The following is a 21,628-nucleotide window of genomic DNA, read 5'->3' on the forward strand; positions in this document are numbered from 1 at the left end:
CATGACACAGCGGACGACGCACTCGCCGACACAACGCCCGACGACCGAGTTGACCGGCTCGGAGCTGCGGACCCGCGTTGCCGCCGAGCTACAACGCACCCGCCGGCGCAGCACCACCCTGACCAGCGCCGTCGATGACGACGACCTGGTCCGTCAGCACTCCCCGCTGATGTCTCCGCTGGTGTGGGATCTGGCCCACGTCGGCAGTCAGGAGGAGCAGTGGTTGGTGCGCGACGTCGGTGACCGCCCGGCGCTGCGCCCCGACATCGACGATCTCTACGACGCCTTCCAACACGCGCGCAGCGACCGCCCCACGCTTCCGTTGCTCGGTCCGCGAGAGGCTCGCGGCTACGTGAGCACCGTCCGCGACAAGGTCCTCGACCTGTTGGACCACGTGTCGCTGGAAGGGCGCCCCCTGGTGGAACAGGCCTTCGCCTTCGGCATGATCATCCAGCACGAGCAGCAGCACGCCGAGACGATGCTGGCCACCCACCAGTTGCGCCGGGGGGAACCGGTCCTCGACGCCGAGCCCACCCCCCACGCCCCCGACGCGGACTCGTTGCCGGAGGAGGTCCTCGTCCCGGCCGGGACGTTCACCATGGGCACATCCACGGAGCCGTGGGCGCTGGACAACGAGCGCCCCGCTCACGACGTTCACGTGGACGCCTTCGCCCTCGACACCACACCGGTCACCAACGGCGAGTTCCGGCGCTTCATCGCCGACGGCGGTTACGACCAGCCCCGGTGGTGGAGCCGGCAGGGCTGGGAGTACCGGCAGCGGGCCGGACTGCGCGCCCCGCTGTTCTGGGAGTCCGACGGGGTCACCTGGCTGCGGCGCCGGTTCGGTCACGTCGAGCCGGTGCCCGCGGAGGAACCGGTGGTGCACGTGTCCTTCCACGAGGCGCAGGCCTACGCGAACTGGGCGGGCAAGCGCCTGCCGACGGAGCGGGAGTGGGAGAAGGCCGCCCGGTTCGATCCGCGGACCGGCCGCTGCCTGCGGTACCCGTGGGGCGACCACGAGCCACGGCCGGAGGATGCCAACCTCGGTCAACGGCACCTGCGGCCGGCACCGGCCGGTGCCTACCCGGCGGGAGCGGCCCCCTGCGGCGCACGGCAGTTGATCGGCGACGTGTGGGAGTGGACGGCCTCGGACTTCGCGCCCCACCCGGGGTTCGAGGCGTTCCCGTACCGGGAGTACTCGGAGGTCTTCTTCGGACCGGACCACAAGGTGCTGCGCGGCGGCTCCTTCGGCACCGACGCCGCCGCCTGCCGCGGCACCTTCCGCAACTGGGACTTCCCGGTCCGTCGTCAGATCTTCGCCGGATTCCGGTGCGCCCGTACGCCCGCCCCCGAAGAGACAAGGTGAGGTGTCGGTCGATGTGCCGCCATGTGGGGTATCTCGGCCCGGCCGTGAACCTCGACGATCTGCTGCTCACCCCCCGACACTCGATGCTCGAACAGACTTGGGCGCCGTCCGAGATGCGCGGTGGGGGAACGGTCAACGTGGACGGGTTCGGTGTCGGGTGGTACCCGCGGGACGCGGAGGAGCCGTTGCGACACCGCGCGGCGGTTCCGATGTGGACCGACACCGGTTTCACCGACCTGGCCGCGGCCTCGTCGGCGACGGCGGTGCTGGGGGCCGTGCGTTCGGCCACCGTGGGAACTCCGGTCGTCCACACCGCGTGCGCGCCCTTCACGGCGGGGCCGTGGTTGTTCAGCCACAACGGGCGCGTGTCCGGCTGGCCGGACTCCCTGGCGGCGGTCGCCTCCCAACTCGACGCGGTCGACCTGATGACGCTGGACGCCCCGACGGACTCCGCCGTGGTGTGGGCACTGCTGCGGCGTCGTCTCGAAGACGGTCAGCCGCCGGAAAAAGCGGTGTGCGAGGTCCTCGCGGAGGTGGTCACGGCCGCTCCCGAGTCGCGCATGAACCTGCTGCTGACCGACGGCACCGTGCTCATCGCCACGACCTGGACCCATTCCCTGTCGGTGCGGCGCGACGACGACGCCGTGACCGTGGCTTCCGAACCCTTCGGGGAGCGGCGGGGGTGGGAGCCCGTCGCCGACCGACACCTCGTCGTCGCCGACACCACCGAGGTCAGCATCACCGCGTTACCGGAGGTAGGAGAGTCATGAGCGAACCCGAGCTGATCGTGCTGTCCACCGAAACCGACACGGCCCGTGAGCTGCGTGCCGACGTTCGGGACGGCTTGAGGGACACACCCAAGCGGCTGTCGTCGAAGTGGTTGTACGACACGCGTGGCAGCGAGCTCTTCGAACACATCACGGAGCTGTCCGAGTACTACCAGAAACGCGCCGAGCAGCGCATCCTGCGGGACAACGCCGCCGAGATCGCGGGGCTGACCGGTGTCGGCACGCTCGTCGAACTGGGCTCGGGCTCGTCGGAGAAGACCCGGCTGCTGCTGGATGCCATGCGCAACGAGACGTTGGAGCGGTTCGTGCCGCTGGACGTGTCCGAGTCGGCGCTGCGGTCGGCGGTGGAGGCGATCGCGCTCGACTACCCCGAGTTGACCGTGCGGGGAGTCGTCGGTGACTTCACCACCGGTCTGGCCAAGATGCCCCCCACCGACGACAGGATGGTGGCCTTCCTCGGAGGGACGATCGGCAATCTGCTGCCCGACCAGCGGGCCGAGTTCCTGGCCTCGGTGCGTGCCGCGCTGCGTCCCGGCGACTGGCTGCTGCTGGGTACCGACCTCGTCAAGGACCCGGATCGGCTGGTGCGCGCCTACGACGACGCCGAGGGGGTGACCGCCGAGTTCAACCGCAACGTGCTGCGAATGCTCAACCGCGAGCTGGGTGCGGACTTTCCCGTCGAGGACTTCGAGCACCGGGTCCACTGGGACGCCGACCGGGAGTGGATCGAGATGCGACTGCGGGCCGGGCGCGCGCTGCGCGTGTTCGTGCGGGAGCTGGACATGACGGTGGATTTCGCCGCGGGCGAGGAGATCCGCACCGAGATCTCGGCGAAGTTCCGGCTGGACCGGATCCGCCGGGAGCTCGACGTGGGGGGCTTCGACCTGTACCGGTGGTGGTCCGACGAGGCGGGGGACTTCGCCGTTTCCCTGGCTTCGGCGAGGTAGCGGAGTGCGCGGCCGCACCGCCGTTGCCGATGCCCGAGTCGTGCTCGCCGGCAGCACGGGGACGTGAATCCCGTGCGAAGGATGGTTCAGCGGCTGGGTGGATCCCCGTGGTTCGCCGCCGTGGGGCGGAGGGCGGTCCCCCTGGATCTCGCGGTGCAGCGCCGCACCGGCGGACGGATCAGCCTGCTCGGGCTGTTCGGCCTCCCCTCGTTGCTGCTGATCACGACAGGGCGCAGGAGCGGGAAACCGCGCCCGGTGCCGTTGCTGTACGCGCCGCGCGGCTCGGAGTGCCTCGTCGTCGGCTCCAACTGGGGGCGGTCGCAGCACCCGGGATGGTCGTCGAACCTGCTGGCCGAGCCGGACGCGCTGGTGCGGGTGCGCGGGCGCGACGTGCCCGTGCGTGCGCGACAGGTCACCGGTGCGGAACGGGACCGGTTGTGGCGCGAGGTCCTGACCCGGTTCTGGCCGGCCTACGACGACTACGCGGCACGAGCCGCCGACCGCGAGATCCGGGTCTTCGCCTTGTCTCCGCGATAGCGGTCAGGTCTCCGCGGCGGTCCGGGGCCTCCGCACGCCCGGAACGACGTGAGCCACCCGCGAGGACCGCTACCCGAGGCCACCGCGTTTGCTCACGCTGGTGACCAGGTGTTGGTACCACGACCCGAGCAGGCGGGGGAGTGCGTCGATGGCGTGGGCGTCGGTTCCGACGAGGATCCTGGCCCTGTCGCGCCGCACTCCGCGCAGGATGGTGCCTGCCGCCTCCTCGGGGGCGGTGCGGGCGATTCGGTCGAACGAGCCGGCCAGCTCCCGGGTGGAGCGGCCGGACGAGGCCCGCGAGTTCCGCGCGATCGCGGTCTTGATCCCGCCCGGGTGGACGCAACTCACCCCCACGGGACGCCCGGCCAGCCGCATCTCCTGACGCAGTGACTCGGTGAACCCGCGAACCGCGAACTTGGTGGCGTTGTAGGCGCTCTGGGTCGGTACTCCGATGAGACCGAAGACGCTGGAGAGGTTGACGAGGTGCCCGTCACCGGAGGAGATCAGGTGCGGGAGGAAGGCCTTCGTGCCGTGCACCACGCCCCAGAAGTTGGTGTCGACGATCCACTCGATGTCCTGCCAGCTCATTTCCGCCACGGTTCCGGTGACCGCGACTCCGGCGTTGTTGAACACCAGGTTGACCTCGCCGAAGTCCGCGAGTACTTCGTCGGCGTGGGTGTGGACCGCGTCCCGATCGGAGACGTCCAGTGCGTACGAACGGGCTCGTGCTCCGATCTTGTCGCACGACCGCGCGGTCTCGGCCACGCCCGCCTCGTCGACGTCGGACAGCGCCAGTCGTGCTCCCTGGGTGGCCAGCCCCACCGCCAGTGCCCGTCCGATCCCCGAACCGGCGCCGGTGATCACCGCAACCTTCCCCGTGAAGTTCCGCACCGCGAACCTCCTATGTGAAACCTACTCGAAGTAGCTTACCGGTCCGGCGACGACAACCGGCAGCGCTCCGACCTTGATCGAACGGGATCCACCTGCGTGTGTCCCAACGGGGACGCGCACAGCCCGTGCACCTACACTTCGTGCCGGTGGCGCAGCCGATTCGAGGATGTCTCGGGACCGGTGCGGTGGACAGGAAGGAAGAATTCAGTGGGTGCTCGTTTCGAAGAGCTCGACTGGCGCGAAACCTCGATCGGGGTGATCAGCCTCCGGCGCAGACGCGACCCGTCGCTCGAACGGGATGTCCACGAGATCAAACTCGATGACGAGTTCCTCATGTCGAGCCTGTTCACGGTGGCCGAAGCCGAGCTCGCACGGCTGGGACTGGACGCGCTGTCCGGCACCGACCTCGACGTCGTCGTGGGGGGACTCGGACTCGGGTACACCGCCCAGGCCGCGTTGGAGGATCAGCGCGTGCGTTCGCTGCGCGTCGTGGAGTCGCTCGAGTCGGTCATCGAGTGGCATCAGCGCGCCCTGCTGCCGCTCGGTTCCGAGCTGGTCTCCGACCGGCGCAGTCACATGGTGCACGGCGATTTCTTCGCGATGGTCGGCGACGGCTCCGGGTTCGGCGCCGAGACACCGGATCAGCGCTTTCACGCCGTTCTCCTCGACATCGACCACTCGCCGACGAACGTCCTGCACCCGAGCCACGCCGCGTTCTACGAGCCCGAAGGCCTGCGCCGACTCGCCGGGCACCTTCACCCGGGAGGGGTGTTCGCGCTGTGGTCGGACGACCCGCCCGACGAGAACGTCAACGCAGCGCTCACGGAGGTGTTCGCGACCTCGGAGGCACACGTCATCACGTTCACCAACCCGTATACGGGGGGAGAGTCGACGAACACCGTCTACGTGGCCAAGCTGGCCGGTCCGGACCACTGTCCCAAAGGGTGAACGGACCGTTTGGGCATTCACACCGCCCGAACGGTCCGTTCACCACGATGTCGGGAGGCGCCTTCAACCGGACACCCCCGACAAGAAAACATCAGTGTCCGTTACTGCTCGGGCCGTGAATGCGTCAGAATGGCCCTGTGGCGGCAGTCGAGGGGTTGACCGTGGCACCGGTGAAGGCGTTGGCCACCGTGCCCCGACAGCGCGTGCGGCTGGAGGAGCAGGGGGTGGCCGAGGACCGGCGGTTGTTTCTCGCCCACGCCGACGATTCCGTCGCCACGCTGCGCCACCACCCGGAGCTGACCCGGGTCGTACCCGATCTCGACCTGCCGGAGCGGAAGCTGCGGGTGACTCTTCCGGACGGAACGACGGCCACGTCTTCCCTGGACTCGACCGGACGGCGGTTGGAGAGCCGGATCTTCGGCAAGGACCGCTCGGGACACGTGCTGGACGGGCCGGTCGCCGACGCGCTGTCCCACCACGTCGGCCGGTCGCTGCGCGTCGTGCTCGCGGAAGGCGGTGGGATCGGGTGGGACGAGGGCCCCGTCTCGCTGCTGGGGACCGCCTCGGTGGCCGACGTCCTCCCGCCCGAGGTGCCCGGCGTCGGGCGCTTCCGGATGCTCGTCGAGCTCGGTGACACCGAACCCTACGAGGAGGACACCTGGGTGGGGCGGCGGGTGCGTCTCGGGGGAGCGCTGGTGCGCGTGACCCACTCGCTCAAGCGGTGCGTGGTCATGAACCACTCACCTGTCAGCGGCGCCAGGGACCGCAACGTGCTGCGCGGACTCGTCGCACGTCGCGGGCGTGACCTCATGTGCCTCGGAGTGATCGCGGAGGTCGTCCGTCCCGGCGATGTCGCTCTCGGCGATCCGGTCGAGGTGACCTCCGGCGGTTCCGAGTGATCAGTGCTCGCGGGCGGCGGAGTCCCGGAGGGTGTGCAGGACCTCGGGAGATGGGGTCAGGTGCCGGACGTGGACCAGGGCGTCGAAGGCCCGTCTCGGGTCGATGTCCAGCGTGAGGTTCTGCGCGCAGACGACCGTGGTCTCGGTGAGTCGTTCCGGCGGCACGCGCCGCAGGTCCACCAAGTGCAGCGGCAGCTCGGCGGTGTCCATCAGCGCGTCGAGGCTGCGGGGCGGTGGCGGTGGAATCTCCTCCGACGAGATCGAGGAGAGCCGGGGAGGAGAACCCTCGAAATGCGGTTCGGGGAAGCTGCCACGAGTGCGCGTCGTGCCGATGACGACCATGTCCTCGCCCAGCGCGGGTGCGAGGAGCTCGCCCAGCGACGGAGTCCCGATGGGGGTGCTCCCGCGCTGGACATGACCGTTGTGGCCGCTGACGACGACGCGTTCCTCGCGGTCGAGGATCCAGCGGACGGTGTCGGCCATCAGCACATCGCGTGAGTTGCGGCCGGTGACGAGGTGGTCGTCGAGGCACTGGGCACCGAGCGCGCACCGATAGGCGATGTCGTCCTCGGAGGAGCGGGCGCGTTCGACGAGGTCGGCGATCCCGCGGGACAGCCGCCGACGCTCGTCGGGTTCCATCGTCTGGTGGCGTGCAGGGGCCCGAAACATGTCGCCGAGATCGGCCAGAGCGAGGAGGTCCGGGTCCTCCGACCTGGGCTCCAAGCGTGCGAGGCAGGCTCGCACGGCTGGAAGCGGGGAGGCGTACGAGCCGGGGGCGTCCATGCCGTAAAAGCTCACCGTGCCGGCGTGCTCCGCGTTCCGGTCACGCATCCACCGCAGTTGGTCGTGCTTTTCCTCGCACGCGCCGAAGCCGTAGGTGATTCCGCTGCGGGCGAGCTGCTCCGGATCACCCGGTCCGCCCCGCAGCCAGTCGTCGACCGCCAGGCCCTCGGCGAAACCGGACTCCATGACGAACGCCGAGAACCCGAGCTCGTCGACGAGGAAGCGCGTCACGCGATCGGTGAGCCGGGAGATTTCCGAGACGGCGTGTTCACTCTCCCCGAGACACACGAGGCGAGCATCTCCGACGAGATCACGAATTGACGCGAGATCGCCGACGTCGGGATCGGCGGGATCAAGGGTACGCAGCGGGACCGCGAGGTCGCGCACCGAGTTCGTCGACATGTTGGGCACTCCTGATGTTCGGCACGTACCGGTTCTTCCATCCTGAAGCATCTCCCACCGCTGCGGAGGAAGGCGTGGCTCGGGACGGCTCGCTCCAGGAGTGCCACTGTCGGTGGTGTGTGCGAGTCTCGGTACCGCCGTGCTCCGCAGCGACGACGAGGGTGATGACCGTGGAGACCGAAACCGTGCACTTGGGCGTGTACGAACCCGCCACGCCCGACGCCTGGTACGCGCTGCATCGAGACCAGGGCGCGCGACCGTTCGCGGCGATGAGGACGGCCGGATGACCAGTGGAACGAGAAAGGAGATCCACCGTGGCCGAAGCCCCTTTCGACTGGGTGGTGTTCGACCTCAACGGCACCCTGCTCGACCCCTCCGCCATCGTCGCCGGACTGCCGTTGGAAGGTGAGGAAACGGCGCTGGCCCTGCTGGACGAGACCGTCGAGCAGGCGATGGTCGACACCTTGGTCGGGTGGTATCGCCCCTTTTCGGAGTATCTGCGGGCCGCGATCAGTCGGCGCTTGCGGCTGTCCGGGTTCGACGACACGGCGGAGCGGATGCGCGAGGCGCTGGCCGCAGCCCGCACGCTGCCCGCCTACCCCGACACCACCAGGGCGCTGGAGGTGGCCAGGGAGGCGGGGCTGCGGATCGCCACGATCACCAACAGCCCGAGCGAGTCCGCCGAGGCCGCGTTGGAAGCCTCCGGGACGCGCGCGTACTTCGACGCCGTCGTCGGTAGTGACCATGCCCGGGCCTACAAGCCCGCTTCCGTGGTGTACCGGACCGGGCTCGACAGGATCGGTACTCGTCCCTCACGAGCCTGCATGGTCGCCGCTCACGGCTGGGACGTGCACGGCGCGAAAGCGGCGGGGATGTTCACGGCGTGGGTGGGGCACAAGGAGCGACGGCTGCTGGACACGGTGAGCTCCCCGGACTTCTCCGGTGTCGACCTCGTCGAGGTGTGTCACAGCCTGGCCGCCGCGGTGAGGTCATGATCCTCGTGCGTCCACGGCGAACCCCCCGGCCGCCGGCAAGCGCATCATGCACGCCATGCACGGCATCCCCGCCGGTCGGTCGGAGACCTCGGCGATCTCGGCCGGAATGTGAATCCCGCAGTAGGTCTCCCAGAAATCGGGGTTCGTGTCGGGGGCGGGGCGGCCGGCCAGATGCGCCTCGCGCCGTGACTCGCTCATCGTGCCCGCCGTGAAGCGAACGGCAACAGTGCTGCTCATACAGGTGCCCCGACACGCAGTTTCGCGGCCCGCATGCATTCTTCGCAGGTGGGCCAGAGCCAGTTGATGTCGGTACTCGGGGCCGCCTCGACGGAACGCTCGCACAGCGTCGTCAGGGTCTCACCCCCCCTGTACTGCTTACCCCCCGGCAGCCGCCCGGCCATGGCGTGACGCTTCTTCTCGGCGGGTTGCCAATGGTGCTTGAGTTCGGTCGTCATGATCGCACCTCCGAACAAGGGACGTGAACACCGAGCCGCCATGATGCACGACCCCCGGGCGAATGTGTCGCAATTCACTCTAAGGGGGCGGATTGCCCGCTTGCCCGAGGGGGCGACCCGCCTGAACGCGTCGTGCACGGAGGAGTTTCGCGCGGAACCGTACTTTCACGGTTCCGCGCGAAACCGCGTCACCACTCGTTCACGAGGCGATCATGTTGCGCAGCACGTACTGCAGGATGCCGCCATTGCGGTAGTAGTCCGCCTCACCGGGGGTGTCGATGCGCACCGTAGCGTCGAACTCGACGGTGGAACCGTTCTCGCGGTGGGCCGTGACCCGCATCGTCTCCGGGATCGTTCCCTCGTTGAGGTGGGTGATACCGGAGATGTCGAAGGTCTCGGTGCCGTCCAGCCCCAGCGAGTGGGCGTTGGCCCCATCCGGGAACTGCAACGGGACCACGCCCATGCCGATGAGGTTCGAGCGGTGGATGCGCTCGAAGGACTCGGCGATGACCGCCTGGACGCCCAGCAGCTTGGTGCCCTTGGCCGCCCAGTCCCGGGAGGACCCGGAGCCGTACTCCTTGCCTGCCAGCACGACCAGCGGGGTGCCCTGCGCGGCGTAGTTCTGCGCGGCGTCGTAGATGAACGCCTGCGGACCGCCCGGCTGCGTGAAGTCGCGGGTGTAGCCGCCCTGCACGTCGTCGAGCAGCAGGTTGCGCAGCCGGATGTTGGCGAACGTGCCTCGGATCATCACCTCGTGGTTGCCGCGACGGGAACCGTAGGAGTTGAAGTCCTTGCGCTCGATGCCGTGCTCGCGCAGGTACTGTCCCGCCGGCGAGTCCGACTTGATCGCACCGGCGGGCGAGATGTGGTCGGTGGTCACCGAGTCGCCCAGCAACGCGAGCACTCGCGCTCCCGAGATGTCGGAGAGCGCTGCGGGCTCCGCGCCCATGCCCTCGAAGTAAGGGGGCTTGCGCACGTAGGTGGAGTCCGTGTCCCACTCGAAGGTCTCGCCCTGCGGCGTGGGCAGCGAGCGCCACCGCTCGTCACCGTTGAACACGTCGGCGTAGTCGGAGGTGAACATCTCCTGGGTGATCGCCGAGTCCATCGTGTTCTGGATCTCGGCCGGGCTCGGCCAGATGTCGCGCAGGTAGACCGGCTCGCCCTCGGTGTCGTGGCCCAGCGGGTCGGACTCGAAGTCGAAGTCCATCGTGCCCGCCAGCGCGTAGGCGATCACCAGCGGCGGCGAGGCCAGGTAGTTCATCTTCACGTCCGGATTGATCCGGCCCTCGAAGTTGCGGTTGCCGGACAGCACCGACACCGCCGCCAGATCGTTGTCCTGCACGGTCTGCGAGATCTCATCCGACAGCGGCCCGGAGTTGCCGATGCAGGTGGTGCAGCCGTAGCCGACCAGGTGGTAGCCCAGCTTCTCCAGGTAGGGCCAGAGCCCGGCCTTCTCGTAGTAGTCGGTGACCACCTGGGACCCGGGAGCCATCGAGGTCTTGACCCACGGCTTGCTCGTCAGACCCTTGTCCACGGCGTTGCGGGCCAGCAGGGCCGCACCGAGCATCACCGAGGGGTTCGAGGTGTTGGTGCAGGAGGTGATCGAGGCGATCACCACGGCACCGTGGTCCAGCTCGAACTCCCCGCGGTCCTGCGTGCTCACCTTGACGGGCGTGGACGTGCGCCCGGAGGCACCGTTGGCCGCGGACAGGTGCGGTTGCGGCCTGTCGGCGTCACCGCGGTGGGTCACGGAGGGGGCGTCACTGGCGGGGAAGGACTCCTGGCCGGCCTCGTCGAGCACGGCGTCGTCGGCGGCGTGCTCGGTGGGGACGTAGTCGGTCAGCGACTCCCGGAAGGAGGGCTTGGCCGCCGAGACCGCGATGCGGTCCTGCGGGCGCTTCGGCCCGGCGATGGACGGAACCACGGTGGACAGGTCCAGCTCCAGGTACTCGGAGTACTCCGGCTCGTGGTTCGGGTCGTGCCACAGGCCCTGTTCCTTGGCGTAGGACTCCACGAGGTCGAGCTGGTCCTGCGGGCGGCCGGTGAGCTTGAGGTAGCGCAGGCTCTCCTCGTCGATCGGGAAGATCGCCGCGGTCGAGCCGAACTCCGGGCTCATGTTGCCGATGGTGGCGCGGTTGGCCAGCGGCACCGAGCCCACACCGGAGCCGTAGAACTCGACGAACTTGCCGACCACGCCGTGCTCGCGCAGCATCTCGGTGATCGTGAGCACCACGTCGGTCGCGGTGGCTCCCGGCGGGATCTCACCGGTGAGCTTGAAGCCCACCACGCGCGGGATGAGCATGGACACCGGCTGGCCCAGCATCGCCGCCTCGGCCTCGATGCCGCCCACGCCCCAGCCGAGCACGCCCAGACCGTTGACCATCGTGGTGTGCGAGTCGGTACCCACGCAGGTGTCGGGGTAGGCCTGCCCGTTGCGGGACATGACGCTGCGGGCCAGGTGCTCGAGGTTGACCTGGTGCACGATGCCGGTGCCGGGCGGCACGACCTTGAACTCGTCGAAGGCCCCCTGGCCCCAGCGCAGGAACTGGTAACGCTCCCTGTTGCGCTGGTACTCGTACTCGACGTTGCGCTCGAAGGCGTCGGGCTTGCCGAACACGTCGATGACCACGGAGTGGTCGATGACCAGCTCGGCCGGTGCCAGCGGGTTGACCGACGAGGCGTCGCCGCCGAGCTCGGTCACGGCCTCGCGCATGGTGGCGAGATCGACCACGCAGGGAACTCCGGTGAAGTCCTGCATGATGACCCGGGCGGGGGTGAACTGGATCTCGGTCGACGGTTCGGCTTTGGGGTCCCATTCGGCCAGGGCACGCACGTGCTCGGCCTTGATGTTGGCACCATCCTCGGTGCGCAGCAGGTTTTCCAGCAGGATCTTGAGGCTGTAGGGCAGCCGTTGCGCGCCCTCGACCGCGTCCAGTCGGAACACCTCGTAGGAGGCGTCACCGACCTTCAGCGTGCCGCGGGCGCCGAAGCTGTCCTTGCTCGCAGGTGCAGTCACGGTCAACTCCATCTCGCGACGGGCGCAAGTTCGGGAACGACGGCGAGTCTCGCGTACCTCACCCAGGGGCGCGCGGGAGACCCGGCCATACAGGTAACAGTACGCTTGTCCTATATTCGCCCTCAAGGCCGGGTCGATGAAGAATCGGGCACGCATGACGCTGCGTGCAAGACCGAGGTTTTTCCGCGCTGCGAAGTTCCCGCTCGGGAAACTCCGGAGTTCTTGCTCACCGTGTTGCCGCGAGGTGGTCGTCGGTTCGCGGACTCCCTAGGCCCCGGTGAGCATCCACGCGAACACGACGACGGCGCCGCCGGTGAGGGTGCTGGCGGTGGCGTGCGTCGACAGTCGTCCTCCGCTCGGCTCGGGGGTTCGTTCGAGGTGTGCCAGGAAGTCCAGCGCGACGTGGAGGAAGAGCCCGGCGGCCACGCCGAACACCACGGCGGTCACCGACGTGGGAGGTGACCACCCCAGCAGCCCGACCGCGATGGACGAGATCCCGACTCCGCAGGCGGGAAGCACGACCGGTGTGACAGGTTCCCCGGCCCGGCGCAGCGATCGGGCCGCGGCGTAACCGGCAGGGCCCTTGTGCGAGACGATCGAGAGCCCGAGGAGCACTCCCGCGTTCGGCATGCTGGCGTAGACCGCTCCGATCACGAGCCCCGCGGTCACTGCGTGGATGGTCAACCGGACGACGCAGTCGTCCGGTGTCGTGCGGGTGCTGAGCCGGTCGGCGTTGTGCAGTGCGAACCCGACGAGTACACCGGTCGCGGTGCCGAAGCCGCCCAGCTTCGGGTCCTGGGTGATCGCCATCGGCAGCAGGAAGGCGCAAGCGCTGGTCACCATCGCCCCGGCCGTCGCGCCGTTCGCCCAGGTGAGCACGTGGGAGTTCGCGATCGCGCGCCGGCCGAGCACGGCCCCGGCGATCATGGACAGGCAGGACGCCACGGCGATGATCAGCAGCTTCCACAGCTGCGCCGCTCCCGCGGCTGCGCACATTCCCAGGAGGAGCCCCGCGGTGCCCAGCGCCCACGCGTGCTCGCCCGCTCGGTGGTGCTCCCTCGTCGTCAGAGTCATGGCCCTCGTTCCGGTGGATATCTCCCGCGGCGTGGCCGCGAGCGTCGGACATCGACGACGTGAACCCTATAGAAAATGAAAATCAATGTCATATAAAGGCACAGCGATGATTCCGATGCCTCCGCTGGAGGGCGCGAGGAGTCCGGTGTGAATGGGGGGCTCGTCGGTGAGCGCGTCCATCCGGGTGTTTCCGTTGGTCACTGGAAGGCAGCGGCTCCGGTGCGGGTCGGGGTCAACACCGGAGCCGCCGCCGTACGGGGCCGGAGACGACGCTTTTGCCGTCGGGGGGCGGCATCGTGCCGTCCCCGGTGCGCCAGGGTTTAGTGGTGTACGTCACCAGAACCAGGCATGGTGAATACAACTATGTTGTGTTCACAAAGTCAATTTTCACAGGGTGGCTCGATCGAATGAACTTCGATCACCGTGCGCAACGTGATGAACTCGGAATGCCGGTACACCAGGAGGAGGCGTAGCGCGTGGCCATGTCATCAAGCCCGGCAGTGCTCAAGCGTTGGATCGCATTGGAACTCAAGCGCCTGCGCGGTGAGGCGGGACTGAAGCAGAAGGATGCCGCCGCACGGGTCGGTCGCTCCCAACAGCACGTCGGCTATCTGGAAGGCGCGCGGAACCTGCCTTCGGCGGGTGATCTGGAGCTGCTGCTCGGCCTCTACGAGGTTCCGGAACGGATCACGTTCATGCGCGAACTCCTCGCCGCGGCGAAGAAAGGTAAGGACTGGTGGTCCGGTCTCAATGAAGCGGTCCCCCAGTGGTTCAATCTGTTTCTCGGTTTGGAGGCGGGCGCGACCGACTTGTCCTCGTTCGACTCCTTGCTGGTCACCGGGTTGCTTCAGACGTCGGAGTATGCCGAATCGGTCATTCGAGCCGACACCGATCTCACGGACGAGGAGGTTCGGCAACGCGTCGCGCTGAGGCAGGGGCGCCAGCGCATCCTCGACCAGGACGACCCCGTGCGGCTGTGGACCATCATGGACGAGGCGGTGCTGTATCGGCGAACCGGTGATGCGACGGTCATGCACGAGCAGCTCGCGCACTTGCTGAAGATGTCCGAGCGCCCGCGCATCGACATCCAGATCCTGCCGCTGGACGCGGGAACGCACATGGCACAGCAGGGCGGCACTTTCACCGTGATGAGATTTCCGCCCGACATGGTGGGAGATCCCGGTGCTGTCTACCACGATCTGGTCACCACTGGGATGTATTTCGAGGAGGCCGCGGACATCGCCGTCTACGAGCGAACACTGGCGAGGTTGCACGCCATGGCGGCCAGCCAGGAAGAATCCCGAACGATCATCCAACGCGCTTTGAAGGAGGTTCAACCGTGAACGAGAGCGTCCCCGCCCGAACGCTGGCGAACGTGACGTTTCGAGTGTCGCGATTCAGTGGGCAGAACGGTCACTGCGTCGAGATCGGTCAGGCGAACGCGGCGTTCGGGGTGCGCGATTCGAAGCTCCGGAATTCGCCCGTGCTGGCGATGACGGCTGAACGCGGCCGTGCGTTCCTGAACGCGATCAAGCGGGGGCGGTTCGACCGGTAGGGCGGAGAGCCGGAGGGGCGTGCCCAGTTCTCGGGACCCGGCACGCCCCGTTCGTTCCGTGCATCGCCCGCTGTCGGTGAAAGAAGCGGCACGTGCGGGCGGCCGTTCGTCCCGGCTGGGATGCTGCCGGTATGGGACGACTGCTGATCGGCACGGCGTCGTGGACCGACCGGACTCTGATCGAGTCGGGCTGGTATCCGGCCGAGGCCGACACCCCGGCCAAGCGCCTCGAGTTCTACGCCTCCCGGTTCCCGCTGGCCGAGGTCGACGCGACCTACTACCACCCGCCCGCGGAACGGACCGCCGCGCTGTGGGTGCAGCGCACTCCGGAGCGGTTCACGTTCAACGTCAAGGCGTTCAGCCTGTTCACACGGCACCCGACCAAACCCACCGCACTGCCCAAGGACCTCCGCCCCGACACCGAGGGCCTCACGCGGTCGAACGTCTACCTCGACGACCTCGACCCGCGCGTCGTCGACGAGATGTGGCAGCGGTTCCTGAGCGCGCTCACACCCCTGCACGAGGCGGGCAAGCTCGGTGCGATCCTGCTCCAGTTCCCGCGATGGTTCCCGATCAGCCGTGCCAACAAGCAGTACCTGCTGGAGTGCCGGGACCGCGCGGCGCCGATGCCGGTCTGCGTGGAGTTTCGCAACCACACCTGGATGCGGGAGGACAACAGGGAGGAGACGCTGGAGTTCCTGTCCACCCACGGTCTGCCGTACGTCGTGGTGGACATGCCCCAGGGACACACCAGCTCGATTCCGCCGGTGGTCGCGGCGACGGCCGAGCTGGCGGTCGTGCGGTTCCACGGGCGCTCGCGGAACTGGACCAGCCGCGACATCCAGGAGAAGTACGGGTACAAGTACTCGCACCGCGAGCTGGCCGAGTGGGCCCCGAAACTGCGTCACCTCGCCGAGTCGGCCACCACGACGCACGTGGTGATGAACAACTGCTACCGCGACTACGCCCAGACCGACGCCGCGGAACTGGCGGGGCTCGTCGACACCGGCTGAGGAGAGCTCCGCGAGACTCGGCAGCCGCTCGTGTCCGGGAGCTCGGCCGTCACCGCCCCCGCCACCATCGTCGAGCCCTGTCCCACAGCCCCGCCCCACCGGCTGACTCGCCGCTTCGGTGCTCGCGCGGAACCCGGTCGTGGACGGGCGGCAGCGACCACGGCGTGTGGGGTTCGGCCTGGTACCAGTAGGCCACCGACGAGTAGTCGTCCGATCGCTTGTTGGCGTGCCCGTGCTCGATGCTGACCCTGATCGTGCTGGAGAACGTGACCGGATCCTCGATGTGGAAGCGATAGAGGCTGATCCACCCGCTCCAGTTCTCGCCGCCGGCCAGGGTGATGCCGTGGTACGGCGCGGAGTGGGGGCGGCTCGGGCACCACGCCGTGTCGAAGTAGTCCTCCGTGCCGGTGCCGTGCAGCGTCGGTGGCCAGGTGTCCCCGTCGACGAAGATCATGTCGTCGCCCTCGCCGTACCAGTTCCACTGCGTCGTGTCGCGAAGGTTGTGCACGTTGAGCACGCAACCGACGTAGTGTCCGGTTCCGTGCGCGTCGAGGACCGTGTAATTGTCCGCGCCGTCGAGGTTGGTTCCCGTCAGCAGGAACTCCGCGTTCGTCTGCCCGTCCTGGTCGACCCCCTGGCAGGGGTGGGCCTGCCGGTACTGCGCGTGGAACCTGCCGATCCCGTCCTCCAGCTCGTCGTACTGCTCGTAGTCGATGTAGTAGTAGAACAGGACCGGCTGGTGGTCGAGTTCGCTGGTGATCTCGAACCGCGCGGCCGAGGCGAAGGGCATGTGGAAGTAGCAGGTGAACGACTTTCCGTCCTGCGGACTCATCTGCAGCGGCGCGGACACGAAGTCGACCGTCCGTGCGTGGCCGACCCCGAAGAAGTCCCCGAGCGGTGCCAGGATGCTCGGATGCTCCTCGTCGTCCCAGTAGGCGCGCAGGACCAGCCGCCGGAGGAAGTCCGGTTCCCGCTCCGGCCGTTCGGGGGCGACCGTGACCCAGATGTGGGTCACCGAACCCGCTCCTCGGACGTCGGCCAGCGTGCGCGTCCGTCCGGGCAGGAGCGTCAGGCGGTCGTCGTTTCCCCCGCTCCGGTCCCAGCTGGAGGCCCTGCCCCGCCTGCTGTGCCGCAGCCGAGCGAGATCACGCAGGCTGCTGCCGTGTTCGCCGTAACGTACCGTCATCGTTGGCCCGCCCTTTCCGAATCGGTCGGTCTCGATCCGCTCCGGACCCCGCCCCTCGGTCCCGTGGTCCCATCGTCGTCCCGCGGAACCGCCGCAGCCAGCGCACCAATCGGGAAGGTCGGTGTGAGTCAGGGAGTGCCGTAGAAGGTGGCGACCTCGACGAGCCCGAGGGGAATGCGCGTGATTTCGCCAGGTGTGTCGCTGGTCGTGAGGCCGCGCAGGACGAGTGCCAGGCGCGGACGTTCGTCGAGGCGGCGGGCGAATTCGACGTAGGTCGCCAGCAGGTGCACGCACGGGTCCTTGCGACTGGTGCAGTCGCAGGTGGCTGTCCGGGTCGCGGGATCGGGCGCGAGGGTCAGCCCCGCCTGCTTCAGCGCGGTGTGGACGGAGTCGTTCAGGTCACCGCCGACGGGTTGGTCGGCCAGCACGGTGCGTGCTTTCGCCAGCAGGGGCTCGTCCCAGATGGGGACCGTGATCCGGACTCGGTGGCGGCTGCGGTCCCGGACAGTGGCCTCGATGAGGCCGGTGGTCGCGTCGAGGTCGTGGACTCGATCGTTCCGGGCCAGGGACCGTGCCCGGGGCAGGGCGGGGTCGGGGCGGATGATCGAGGTGGGCTCGGCCAGCCGCAGCCAGTCCCGCCCCCATGCGGTGGTGCCGAACTCGTCGCTCATCGTCGTCATCGGTCCAGTTCGAGCAGGGCGCGGAGTTGATCGTCGCCGAGCCGGGCGAGGTCGGTCTCGACGGTGCGGGTTCGTCCGACGGCGATGCCGGAGAGGTCGCGTTTGCCCGCGTGGAGGTCGGCGATCGCCTCCTCCACGCTGCGCTCGGTGCACAGCGTGTGGACGGTCACGGCGCGGGTCTGACCGATGCGATGCGCCCGGTCGCTGGCTTGGTCCTCGACGGCGGGGTTCCACCACCGGTCGTAGTGCACCACGTGGGTGGCCCGGGTGAGGTTGAGCCCGAACCCGGCGGCACGCAGGCTCAGCAACAGCATCGGTGGCCCGTCGGGGTCCAGCTGAAATCGGTTGATCATCTCTTCGCGGACGGTGGTGGACAGGCCGCCGTGCAGGAACGGCACCGTCCTGCCGGTGACCTCCTCGCCGAGGTGGGCGGCCAGCAGCTCGCCGGTCTCGCGGTACTGGGTGAACACCAGCGCCCGCTCTCCACTGTCGACGATCTCGGCGAGCATCTCGGTGACGCGGTCGAGTTTGCCCGACCGGCCGCCCAGGTGGCCCCCGGTGGGGTGTGCCAGCTCGGGGTGGTTGCAGATGTGCTTGAGCCGGGTCAGCAGGGTCAGCACCCGACCGCGGCGCTCGATGCCCGAGCCCAGGCCGCTGTCGAGGACCTCCTCCAAGCTGGTTCGGTAGAGCCGCTCCTGTTCGGCGGTCAGCTCGCACACCACCGTCGACTCGATCTTGGCGGGCAGTTCGGGAGCGACGTCGCTCTTGTGGCGGCGCAGCACGTGCGGCCCGACGATCTCGTGCAGGCGCCGCGCCGCGGCCTCGGAACGGCGTTGTTCGACGGCGGCGGCGAACCGGCGACGGAACCTGGCTCGGGGGCCGAGCAGGCCGGGATTGGTGAAAGCCAGCAACGACCACAACTCGTCGAGCCGGTTCTCCACCGGGGTCCCGGTCATCGCCACCCGCAGCCGGGCGTTCAGCTTCCGCGCGGCACGGGCGGCCCGGGTGTCCGGGTTCTTGATCTGCTGGGCCTCGTCGAGCACGATCACGTCCCAGCCCACCTTCGCGAGCACGTCGGCGTCGCCGCGCAGCACCCCGTAGCTGGTCAGCACCACCGATTCGGTGGTGAGTCCGTCGAGGCCCTCGTTCCGCGCGGAACCCGTACGGAAGGCGACGTCGATTCCGGGGGCGAACCGGTCGAGCTCACGTGCCCAGTTACCGAGCACCGACGTCGGGCACACCACCAAGTGCGGTCCGGGACGCCGAGCCAGTACGGCGATGGCCTGCACCGTTTTGCCCAGTCCCATCTCGTCGGCCAGCACACCACCACCGTGGGTGGCCGCTGCTCGCAACCACGCCACACCGGCGCGCTGATAAGGGCGCAGCGCCGCCTCCACCGGGTCGGCGGGATCCGCGTCGTCGGTGGCATCGCCACCGGTGATGCCGTGCCGGACGGCGTCCACGGCCGCCCGGCCCGACCAGATCGTGGCGCCGTCCAGGCAGAGCGCCGCGTGTCCAGCGGTCGGCAACTCGTCGATCAGCGTCTCGACGGACTCGCCGTCCCGCATCGCGGCCGCGATGCGGGACCACGCCCGCAACGATTCTCCCGCCGTCGTGGAGGAGGACCAGTTCGCCAGTGCCGCCACGGCTGATTCGGCGTCGACGAGCACCGCGGGAACTTCGGTCGCCACCACCGCACGGCCCGCCCGCTCCGGGAGCGCGAGCGGCAACCGGGTTTCAGCGCCCTCCGGAAGTCCCGCCTCCGCGGCGGCGGTCCCCGGATTCCGCACGCCCCACCAGGCGAAGCACTCCGATTCCACGACGAAGCACGCCTGCAGCACCTCGGGCAGCGCGCCGCCGCCGTCGAATTCGGTGCTCATCTTACGCGCCCGTGCGATTTCGTCGGGGTGTTCGTGGCGCTCTCGACCAGGGAAGCACGTCGGACTCCGGGAGTGTGTGAACCAGCCTTTCAACGGTGACGATACATCACGTCGAGATGTCCTCGTCGGGGGAATTCGTATTTGACACGGCGCGCTTCCGAGGTTCCGGATAAGTCGTGCCGGGTGATTTGACAATTCCCCTTTCTTTCTGTCCGGGGGTCGGTGGCGGTATTCGACGTCCCGTTCTCGGCGAGGTGCGTCCCGGCTGTGGGTTGCGATAATCGTAAGTATAGTAACTTCAGTGTTAAATGAAATTACACCAATGTGACACCAGCACCCGACGAAAGCACCGCTCAGACGTCGACGGTCACCGTGCACCTCCACAGCCGACCGTCGGCGGAGAAATCCAGGCCGTGCAGGACACGGCCTTGGGCACCGCGCCGAAGAGGCCGAGCTCTTCCAGCGGCGCCACGGTCATGCGCCCGGAGCGTGTCCCGGCGGTGTTCGCCCTCGGCGCCCAACGCGACCACGTTCTCGGTGTCGAGAAGGTAGATCGACCTCGTCGAGGACCGAGACCAACGCGTCCTCGTCGTCGGAGGCGGCGAGATCGGTGGTCGCGGTTCGTTCCGGCCGCGCGGTGGAGACGTCGGCGAAGCTCTCGACCACCGCGGCCACGGCCTCGCCGAGACGGGCTTGCCGGGTCGGCCCCCACGCCTCGATGCGCGGATCCGCGGTGTGCGGCAGGCTTCGGTGCCCGCTTTCCGGCTCGGTCACCCCTTGACCACGCCCAGTGGTGTCAGTCGTGCGATCGTGCGGCACAGTCCGGCGCCTTCGGAGGCCTTCACGACCTCGGTGGCGTCCTTGTACGCGTCGGGAGACTCCGCGGCGAGGCCGCGCCGGGACGTCCCGCGCACGGCGATTCCCCGTGCTTCCAGCTCCTGCTGGAGGGTCTTGCCGCTGACCGAGCGGGCCATCTGGTGCCTGCTCTTCGGGCGGCCCGCCCCGTGGCACGTGGAGTAGAAGGCGTCGTTGTCCGCGACGCCCGTGAGCACGTAGGAGGACGTGCCCATCGAGCCCGGGATGAGCACCGGCCGACCGACCTCGCGGAGGCCGGAGGGCAACCCCTCGTGTCCCGGAGGCAGGGCCGGGGTCCGCCCCCTTGCGGTGGACGCACAGCCCGCGTCGTTCCCCCTCGACCTCGTGATGCTCGATCTTGGCCATGTTGTGCGAGACGTCGTAGACCAGCCACATCTCACAGCCGGTCCGCTGCTCGAAGACCTCCGCCGCGGCTTCGCCCAGCACGTGCCGGTTCGCGCGGGCGTAGTTGGCCGCGGCGGCCATCGCACCCAGGTAAGCTCGTGCTTCCGGGGACTCCACGGGGGCGCAGGCCAGTTGCCGGTCCGGCACCTGGACTCCGCGGGACGGCATGGTCTTTTCCATGGCCCGTACGTGGTCGGTGCAGATCTGGTGTCCGAGGCCGCGTGACCCGCAGTGGATCATCACGCACACCTGGTCGGGTTCCAGGACGAAGGCCGCGGCCACCCGCTCGTCGTAGAGCTGGTCGATCGTCTGGGCCCCGGGAAGTGCTTCCCGGGGCCCAGACTGCCGACCTGCCCGAGGCCGCGCTCCACGGCCCGCTCGCTGACCTGCCCCGGATCGGCGTCGTCGACCGCGCCGGCGTCCTCGCAGCGATCGAGGTCGCGTTGTTCACCCCGGCCCCGCTGCACCGCGTACCGCGAACCGGACAGCAGGACCTTCTCGAGTTCCTGCTGCCCGGAGACCGTCCACACGGCCCCTCGTCCCGCACCTCTCGGAATCGCCCGCCCGAGCCCGCCCATGATCGAATCGCGGTGGAGCGCGAAGTCGTGTCGATTCAGGCTCGTGCCGATCAGACGTACTCCGCAGGAGATGTCGACCCCGACACCCCCGGGAGAGACCACGCCGCCCTCTCGCACGTCGGTGGCCGCGACCCCGCCGATGGGGAAGCCGTATCCCCGGTGCATGTCGGGCATCGCGTAGGAGGCACCGACGACGCCGGGAAGCACGGCCACGCGGACCACCTGGTCGAGCGACTGGTCGGCACTCGGCTCGGGAAGCAGCGCCTTCGAGGTGAACACCATCCCGGGTACCCGCATCTCCTCGTGCCGCTGGATGCGGAAGCGGTTCGGGGTTTCCTCGATGAGTTCCATGCCGGCTCCCCGTGGCGACTCCCG

General features: G+C 68.8%; 23 protein-coding genes and 1 pseudogene. 11 read left to right on the top strand and 13 right to left on the bottom strand.

Translation table 11 applies throughout. The features are described 5' to 3' along the window. Position 1 precedes the first annotated feature (1 nt). From egtB to FHX42_RS08665, 4 genes are all read left to right on the top strand, one after another. On the top strand, positions 2-1,366 hold the full coding sequence (gene egtB, locus FHX42_RS08650) for an ergothioneine biosynthesis protein EgtB (protein ID WP_182543729.1): 1,365 nt from the start codon (positions 2-4) through the stop codon (positions 1,364-1,366). A gap of 11 nt (positions 1,367-1,377) precedes the next feature. After that, complete coding sequence (gene egtC / locus FHX42_RS08655) at positions 1,378-2,136, top strand: ergothioneine biosynthesis protein EgtC (protein ID WP_182543730.1); 759 nt, start codon at positions 1,378-1,380, stop codon at positions 2,134-2,136. After that, entirely contained in the window at positions 2,133-3,101 is a 969-nt protein-coding gene (gene egtD, locus FHX42_RS08660; protein WP_182543731.1) for an L-histidine N(alpha)-methyltransferase, read from the top strand. Before egtC ends, egtD begins: the two co-directional genes overlap by 4 nt. An 81-nt stretch (positions 3,102-3,182) precedes the next feature. Beyond that, positions 3,183-3,638 carry a nitroreductase/quinone reductase family protein gene (locus FHX42_RS08665; RefSeq protein WP_182543732.1) on the top strand — a complete coding sequence of 152 codons (456 nt, stop codon included), beginning with the start codon at positions 3,183-3,185 and terminating at the stop codon, positions 3,636-3,638. 69 nt (positions 3,639-3,707) lie between these two features. Here the strand turns inward: FHX42_RS08665 and FHX42_RS08670 are convergent, their stop codons facing one another. Then, positions 3,708-4,529, bottom strand: coding sequence for an SDR family NAD(P)-dependent oxidoreductase (locus FHX42_RS08670; RefSeq protein WP_182543733.1), 822 nt, complete (start codon positions 4,527-4,529; stop codon positions 3,708-3,710). A gap of 207 nt (positions 4,530-4,736) precedes the next feature. Here FHX42_RS08670 and FHX42_RS08675 point away from each other — a divergent pair, with 207 nt between their 5' ends. Continuing rightward, complete coding sequence (locus FHX42_RS08675) at positions 4,737-5,477, top strand: polyamine aminopropyltransferase (RefSeq protein WP_182543734.1); 741 nt, start codon at positions 4,737-4,739, stop codon at positions 5,475-5,477. A 137-nt stretch (positions 5,478-5,614) separates the two neighbouring features. Further along, entirely contained in the window at positions 5,615-6,376 is a 762-nt protein-coding gene (locus FHX42_RS08680) for an MOSC domain-containing protein (RefSeq protein WP_182543735.1), read from the top strand. Here FHX42_RS08680 and FHX42_RS08685 read toward each other — a convergent pair whose 3' ends face one another. After that, the gene (locus tag FHX42_RS08685; protein ID WP_182543736.1) at positions 6,377-7,561 is read right to left on the bottom strand and encodes an erythromycin esterase family protein; all 1,185 of its coding nucleotides are present in this window, start codon (positions 7,559-7,561) and stop codon (positions 6,377-6,379) included. 164 nt (positions 7,562-7,725) lie between these two features. Between FHX42_RS08685 and FHX42_RS27030 the strand changes: the two genes are divergently transcribed. Continuing rightward, positions 7,726-7,848, top strand: a complete 123-nt coding sequence (locus tag FHX42_RS27030) for a hypothetical protein (RefSeq protein ID WP_268898359.1) — start codon at positions 7,726-7,728, stop codon at positions 7,846-7,848. Positions 7,849-7,875: 27 nt separating this feature from the next. Further along, positions 7,876-8,556 (top strand): haloacid dehalogenase type II, encoded by a 681-nt coding sequence (locus tag FHX42_RS08690; RefSeq protein WP_182543737.1) that lies wholly within the window; start codon positions 7,876-7,878, stop codon positions 8,554-8,556. On the opposite strand, the gene FHX42_RS08695 is transcribed toward FHX42_RS08690, so the two are convergent. The 4 genes from FHX42_RS08695 to FHX42_RS08710 all read right to left on the bottom strand — a co-directional run bounded on the left by FHX42_RS08695 (position 8,551) and on the right by FHX42_RS08710 (position 13,101). Next, on the bottom strand, positions 8,551-8,793 hold the full coding sequence (locus FHX42_RS08695) for a hypothetical protein (RefSeq protein WP_182543738.1): 243 nt from the start codon (positions 8,791-8,793) through the stop codon (positions 8,551-8,553). The two genes, FHX42_RS08690 and FHX42_RS08695, sit on opposite strands and share 6 nt — an antisense overlap. Next, complete coding sequence (locus FHX42_RS08700; RefSeq protein ID WP_182543739.1) at positions 8,790-9,011, bottom strand: zinc finger protein; 222 nt, start codon at positions 9,009-9,011, stop codon at positions 8,790-8,792. The genes FHX42_RS08695 and FHX42_RS08700 overlap by 4 nt, the downstream gene beginning before the upstream one ends. A gap of 199 nt (positions 9,012-9,210) precedes the next feature. Continuing rightward, entirely contained in the window at positions 9,211-12,027 is a 2,817-nt protein-coding gene (locus FHX42_RS08705) for an aconitate hydratase (RefSeq protein ID WP_328795988.1), read from the bottom strand. Positions 12,028-12,294: 267 nt separating this feature from the next. Further along, positions 12,295-13,101 carry a ZIP family metal transporter gene (locus tag FHX42_RS08710; protein WP_182543741.1) on the bottom strand — a complete coding sequence of 269 codons (807 nt, stop codon included), beginning with the start codon at positions 13,099-13,101 and terminating at the stop codon, positions 12,295-12,297. Between the two features lie 482 nt (positions 13,102-13,583). Here FHX42_RS08710 and FHX42_RS08715 point away from each other — a divergent pair, with 482 nt between their 5' ends. From FHX42_RS08715 to FHX42_RS08725, 3 genes are all read left to right on the top strand, one after another. Continuing rightward, a complete protein-coding gene (locus FHX42_RS08715) occupies positions 13,584-14,444 on the top strand; it encodes a helix-turn-helix domain-containing protein (protein ID WP_235987201.1) in 861 nt (286 codons plus the stop codon). Next, positions 14,441-14,656 carry a DUF397 domain-containing protein gene (locus FHX42_RS08720; protein ID WP_328795989.1) on the top strand — a complete coding sequence of 72 codons (216 nt, stop codon included), beginning with the start codon at positions 14,441-14,443 and terminating at the stop codon, positions 14,654-14,656. Before FHX42_RS08715 ends, FHX42_RS08720 begins: the two co-directional genes overlap by 4 nt. 131 nt (positions 14,657-14,787) lie before the next feature. Continuing rightward, on the top strand, positions 14,788-15,669 hold the full coding sequence (locus FHX42_RS08725; protein ID WP_182543743.1) for a DUF72 domain-containing protein: 882 nt from the start codon (positions 14,788-14,790) through the stop codon (positions 15,667-15,669). Between the two features lie 49 nt (positions 15,670-15,718). Here the strand turns inward: FHX42_RS08725 and FHX42_RS08730 are convergent, their stop codons facing one another. The 7 genes and pseudogenes from FHX42_RS08730 to FHX42_RS27330 all read right to left on the bottom strand — a co-directional run bounded on the left by FHX42_RS08730 (position 15,719) and on the right by FHX42_RS27330 (position 21,604). Further along, positions 15,719-16,855, bottom strand: coding sequence for a glycoside hydrolase family 172 protein (locus FHX42_RS08730; RefSeq protein ID WP_182543744.1), 1,137 nt, complete (start codon positions 16,853-16,855; stop codon positions 15,719-15,721). Positions 16,856-16,983: 128 nt separating this feature from the next. Beyond that, positions 16,984-17,535, bottom strand: a complete 552-nt coding sequence (locus FHX42_RS08735; protein ID WP_182543745.1) for an SWIM zinc finger family protein — start codon at positions 17,533-17,535, stop codon at positions 16,984-16,986. Then, positions 17,532-19,415: a DEAD/DEAH box helicase gene (locus FHX42_RS08740; protein WP_182543746.1), complete on the bottom strand. Its 1,884-nt coding sequence runs from the start codon at positions 19,413-19,415 to the stop codon at positions 17,532-17,534. The genes FHX42_RS08735 and FHX42_RS08740 overlap by 4 nt, the downstream gene beginning before the upstream one ends. Before the next feature lie 474 nt (positions 19,416-19,889). Further along, positions 19,890-20,189 (bottom strand): archease, encoded by a 300-nt coding sequence (locus FHX42_RS08745; protein ID WP_182543747.1) that lies wholly within the window; start codon positions 20,187-20,189, stop codon positions 19,890-19,892. Beyond that, positions 20,186-20,671, bottom strand: a complete 486-nt coding sequence (locus FHX42_RS27320) for an RtcB family protein (RefSeq protein ID WP_328795990.1) — start codon at positions 20,669-20,671, stop codon at positions 20,186-20,188. The genes FHX42_RS08745 and FHX42_RS27320 overlap by 4 nt, the downstream gene beginning before the upstream one ends. After that, positions 20,622-20,957, bottom strand: a pseudogene (locus tag FHX42_RS27325) (RtcB family protein); the annotation flags it as partial. The gene FHX42_RS27320 and the pseudogene FHX42_RS27325, both read right to left, overlap by 50 nt. Next, positions 20,915-21,604, bottom strand: coding sequence for an RtcB family protein (locus FHX42_RS27330; protein WP_328795991.1), 690 nt, complete (start codon positions 21,602-21,604; stop codon positions 20,915-20,917). The gene FHX42_RS27330 and the pseudogene FHX42_RS27325, both read right to left, overlap by 43 nt. Between the last annotated feature and the right edge of the window lie 24 nt (positions 21,605-21,628).

Origin of the sequence: Halosaccharopolyspora lacisalsi, assembly GCF_014137975.1 — a bacterium.
In the GTDB taxonomy this organism is placed as follows: domain Bacteria; phylum Actinomycetota; class Actinomycetes; order Mycobacteriales; family Pseudonocardiaceae; genus Halosaccharopolyspora; species Halosaccharopolyspora lacisalsi.

What these genes read in the sequence shown, in the direction of transcription:
- FHX42_RS08685 (WP_182543736.1), bottom strand. Translation starts at nt 7,561, where the DNA reads ATGTCGACGAACTCGGTGCGCGACCTCGCGGTCCCGCTGCGTACCCTT.
- egtC (WP_182543730.1), top strand. Translation starts at nt 1,378, where the DNA reads ATGTGCCGCCATGTGGGGTATCTCGGCCCGGCCGTGAACCTCGACGAT.
- FHX42_RS27030 (WP_268898359.1), top strand. Translation starts at nt 7,726, where the DNA reads ATGACCGTGGAGACCGAAACCGTGCACTTGGGCGTGTACGAACCCGCC.
- FHX42_RS08730 (WP_182543744.1), bottom strand. Translation starts at nt 16,855, where the DNA reads ATGACGGTACGTTACGGCGAACACGGCAGCAGCCTGCGTGATCTCGCT.
- FHX42_RS08725 (WP_182543743.1), top strand. Translation starts at nt 14,788, where the DNA reads ATGGGACGACTGCTGATCGGCACGGCGTCGTGGACCGACCGGACTCTG.
- FHX42_RS08715 (WP_235987201.1), top strand. Translation starts at nt 13,584, where the DNA reads ATGTCATCAAGCCCGGCAGTGCTCAAGCGTTGGATCGCATTGGAACTC.
- FHX42_RS08695 (WP_182543738.1), bottom strand. Translation starts at nt 8,793, where the DNA reads ATGAGCAGCACTGTTGCCGTTCGCTTCACGGCGGGCACGATGAGCGAG.
- egtD (WP_182543731.1), top strand. Translation starts at nt 2,133, where the DNA reads ATGAGCGAACCCGAGCTGATCGTGCTGTCCACCGAAACCGACACGGCC.
- FHX42_RS08740 (WP_182543746.1), bottom strand. Translation starts at nt 19,415, where the DNA reads ATGAGCACCGAATTCGACGGCGGCGGCGCGCTGCCCGAGGTGCTGCAG.
- FHX42_RS08665 (WP_182543732.1), top strand. Translation starts at nt 3,183, where the DNA reads ATGGTTCAGCGGCTGGGTGGATCCCCGTGGTTCGCCGCCGTGGGGCGG.
- FHX42_RS08735 (WP_182543745.1), bottom strand. Translation starts at nt 17,535, where the DNA reads ATGACGACGATGAGCGACGAGTTCGGCACCACCGCATGGGGGCGGGAC.
- egtB (WP_182543729.1), top strand. Translation starts at nt 2, where the DNA reads ATGACACAGCGGACGACGCACTCGCCGACACAACGCCCGACGACCGAG.
- FHX42_RS08700 (WP_182543739.1), bottom strand. Translation starts at nt 9,011, where the DNA reads ATGACGACCGAACTCAAGCACCATTGGCAACCCGCCGAGAAGAAGCGT.
- FHX42_RS08710 (WP_182543741.1), bottom strand. Translation starts at nt 13,101, where the DNA reads ATGACTCTGACGACGAGGGAGCACCACCGAGCGGGCGAGCACGCGTGG.
- FHX42_RS27330 (WP_328795991.1), bottom strand. Translation starts at nt 21,604, where the DNA reads ATGGAACTCATCGAGGAAACCCCGAACCGCTTCCGCATCCAGCGGCAC.